At 66.9% G+C, this 4,198-nt stretch carries 1 pseudogene; it reads right to left on the bottom strand.

What is annotated here, in order from left to right:
- Positions 1 to 4,194 (bottom strand): annotated as a pseudogene (locus ACIHAX_RS37720) (amino acid adenylation domain-containing protein); the annotation flags it as partial.
- Between the last annotated feature and the right edge of the window lie 4 nt (positions 4,195 to 4,198).

Below are 4,198 nucleotides of genomic sequence, written 5' to 3'. Positions count from 1 at the left end.
CGCGGCGCGGTCGGCCTCCACCAGCTGATAGAACGCCGACGGCGTCTGATTCAGCACCGTGACCCGCTCATCGATCAGCAGTTCGCGCAACTGCTCCGGTGAACGGGAGGTCACGTAGTCGACCACCACCACGCTGCCGCCGTGCGCCAGCGCGCACCACAACTCCCACACCGAGAAATCGAACGCGAAGGAATGGAACAACGTCCACACATCGGTCTCGTCGAACCCGAACAACGGCTGCGTGTTGGCCAGCAACTCGATGACGTTGCGGTGCGCCACACCCACACCCTTGGGCACCCCGGTGGAACCGGAGGTGTAGATGACATACGCCAGATTGTCCGCCCGCAACCGGCCCACCCGATCGGCATCACTCACCGGCGCATCGGAGAACTCGCCTGCCGCCTCCAGCAGCACCACCGGCAACCCACCCGACGGCACCGCCTCCCGCTGCTGCACCGTGGTCAGCACACACACCGGGGCGGCGTCTTCGAGCATGAACTCCAACCGCTGCACCGGATACCCGGTATCGATCGGCAGATACGCCGCCCCCGCGATCAACACCCCCAACAACGCGACCGGCAACTCCTCGGTCCGCGCCACCGCCACCGCCACCAACGACTCCGGACCCGCACCCCGAGCGATCAACGCCCGCGCCACCTGATTCGCCCGCCGGTGCAACTCACCGAAAGTCAACGTGGTCTCACCCGAACGGATCGCCACCGCGTCCGGGCGCAACCACGCCTGTTCGGCGATCACATCCGGCAGTGTCGCACCGGGAACCCAGGCCCCCGGCACATTCCACGCACTCAGCACCTGGTCGCGTTCGCCGGGCGCGAGCACATCGATATCGCCCACCACGGCTGTGGCATCGGCCGCGACCGCCGCCAGGACACGACGGAACCGGCTCGCGAAGTTCCGCACCGTCGATTCGTCGAACAGGTCGGTCGCGTAACCGATCACCACCGACAGACCCGGCGCACCGGGCTGCTCGGCCAGGGTGATCTGCAGATCGAACTTGGCCGCCGACACTCCCGGATCGATGCCCGACACCGTGAGCCCGGGCAACTCGAGCGTCGCGGGAGCGAGGTTCTGCAGCACCAGCATCACCTGGAACAGCGGATGCCGCGCCGCCGAGCGGACCGGATCGAGCAACTCGACCAGCCGCTCGAACGGCAGGTCGGCATGGCCGAACGCGGCGACGTCGGTTTTGCGGACCTCGGCCAGCAGCGTTTCGAACGACGTGCCCGGCTCGACCTCGGTGCGCAACACCAGCGTGTTGACGAACATGCCGATGAGGTCGTCGAGTTCGGCCTCGCCGCGGCCGGCCACCGGGGTGCCGATCGCGATGTCCGAGGTGCCCGACAGCCGCGCCAGCAGCACCGCGAGCGCGGCGTGCACCACCATGAACAGCGTCGAATTGTGTTGTTTGGCCAGCTGTTCTAGCCCGGTGTGCAGGTCGGCGTCGATGTCGAAGGCGAAACTGCCTCCGCGATAGGACGCCTGGGCGGGCCGGGGCCGGTCGGTCGGCAGCGGCAGTTCCTCCGGCAGAGCGGCGAGCGCGTCCCGCCAGTACTCGGCCTGCTGCGAGATCAGGCTCTTCGGGTCGGTCTCGGAGCCGAGCACCTCCCGCTGCCACAGGCTGTAGTCGGCGTACTGCACCGGCAGCGGGGCCATGGCCGGGGCCTCGCCTCTGCTGCGCGCCTCATAGGCCAGGACCAGATCCCGGGTGAGCGGGCCCAGCGACCAGCCGTCGGAACTGATGTGGTGCGCGACGAAGACCAGCACGTGCTCGGTGGGGTCGTCCGCGCTCGCGGACGCGATCTCGAACAGCGCGACCCGGAACGGGACCTCCGTGGTGACCTCGAACCCCGCGCCGACCACGCTGGTCACCACGGCGACCGAATCGGCCGCGTCGACTCGCGCGGGTGTGAGGTCGATCGGCACCTCGTCCGCCGCGAGCACCCGCTGTACCGGGCCGTCGGACGTCTGCGGGTAGATCGTGCGCAGGATCTCGTGGCGCGCCACCAGATCCGCGACCGCCGCTCGCAGGGCCGCGACGTCCAGATCGCCGGTGAGGCGGATGGCGGCCGGGATGTTGTAGACCGATGAGGCCGGATCGAACTGGTTGAGGAACCACATGCGCTGCTGCGCCAGCGACAACGGGATCCGTTCCGGACGCGGACCGGCCACCAAGGCTTTACGCCCGCCAGCTCCCGCGTGCTGCTCGACCTTCACGGCCAATCCGGCCACGGTGGAGGCCTCGAACAGCACACGCACCGGCACACGCGCATCCAGCGCCGCGCCGATCCGCGCCGCGACCTGGGTCGCCAACAGCGAGTTACCACCCAAAGCGAAGAAGTCGTCGTCCGCGCCCACCCGCTCGACCCCGAGCACCTCGGCGAACACCGACGCCACGATCTCCTCGATCGGCGTCGACGGCGCACGGAACGTCTGAACCTCGAACTCCGGCTCCGGCAACGCCTTGCGATCGAGCTTGCCGTTGACGTTCAACGGCAGAGCATCCAGCACCACGAACGCCGCAGGCACCATGTACGACGGCAACCCAGCGCTCAGTTCGGACTTCACCCGAGCCACATCCACGCCGGATCCGGCACCGGCCGTATCGTCGGCATCGCCAGCGGCACCTGCTCCAGCATCCACAGGCACGATGTACGCGACCAACCGGTCACCGGTCTGCGGATCCGACTTCGCGATCACCGCAGTCTGCGCGATCTCCGGCAGGGCGAGCAACGCGGCTTCGATCTCACCGAGCTCGATACGGAAACCACGGATCTTCACCTGGAAATCCGTACGACCCCGATACTCGAGTTCGCCTGTGCTCGTCCACGCAACCAAATCACCAGTGCGGTACATCCGCGCACCGGGCTGGAACGGGTTGGCCACGAACCGATCCGCGGTCAGATCCGCACGACCGAAGTAACCACGCGCCAACTGCGCACCAGCCAAATACAACTCACCCGACACACCCACCGGCACCGGACGCAAACGCCCATCCAGCACGAACACCCGGCTGTTCCACTCCGGCGCACCGATGGGAACCGAAACCCGGTCGGTATCACTGACCCGATGGCTGGTGATGGACACCGCCGCCTCGGTCGGACCATACAGATTGAACAATTCGGTACGCGGATTCTCACGCAAGAACCGCTGCGCCAACGCACCCGGAAGGGCTTCACCGATCGCCAACACCCGCCACAGCGAATCCGGCATACCGGCAGTCAACAGCGCGTCCAGCATCGACGGGACGACGTGCAGCGTGGTGACCCATTCCTGGGCCATGAGTTCGTTGAGGTACGTCGGGTCCCGGTGACCGTCGGGTGAGGCGATGACCAAACGGCCACCGCACACTACCGCCGACCAGAACTCCCACACCGAGAGGTCGAACGTCGCGGCCGTCTTCAGCAGAATCGCATCCGCAGCGTCGAGCCCGAACTCGATGTTCTTCCATTGCAACTGGTTCGCGATAGCGCCGTGCGGAACCGCGACACCCTTCGGGCGACCCGTCGAACCAGACGTGAAGATCACATACGCCGTGTTCTCCGGACGCAACGGCGCGACGCGATCGACATCAGCGACCGGCGCGGCATCCAGCTCCGACAGATCCAGTTCATCGATCCGCACCACCGGCGCGACATCGGTCTCGAACTTCGCATCGGCATTGGTCAGCACGCAAACCGGTGCCGCCGTCTCCAAGATGTAGCTCGTCCGCTCGGCAGCCTGATCCGGATCCACCGGCACATACGCACCACCGGACTTCGCCACCGCATACATCGCCACGATCAAATCAACGGAGCGACGCAACGCCAGCGCGACCCGCGACTCCGGACCGACACCCAACGAAATCAAGTGCCGCGCAAGACGATTCACACGCAAATCAAGTTCGGCGTAGGTCAGCTCGACCCGCTCGCCATCGACCGCGTCCGCGACCAGCGCCGTTGAGCGCGGGTCCGCCGCGACACTGGCGTCGAGCAGCGAGGCCAGCGTCGCTCCCGTGTCGACGGTCTGGTCGGTGGCGTTCCAGCGTGCCAGCACGTCGTGCCGTTCGGTGTCGGCGAGTAGTTCGAGATCGCCGACCGGCGCGTTGGGATCGGCGACCACGGCGGCGAGGATGCGCGCGAGCCGATCAGCGAACCCTTCGACCGTCGCCCGATCGAAAAGATCAGTCGCATACGTCAAG

The organism is Nocardia sp. NPDC051929 (assembly GCF_044548645.1).
In the GTDB taxonomy this organism is placed as follows: Bacteria; Actinomycetota; Actinomycetes; order Mycobacteriales; family Mycobacteriaceae; genus Nocardia; species Nocardia sichangensis.
This window is presented reverse-complemented; position numbering and strand designations above follow the sequence as displayed.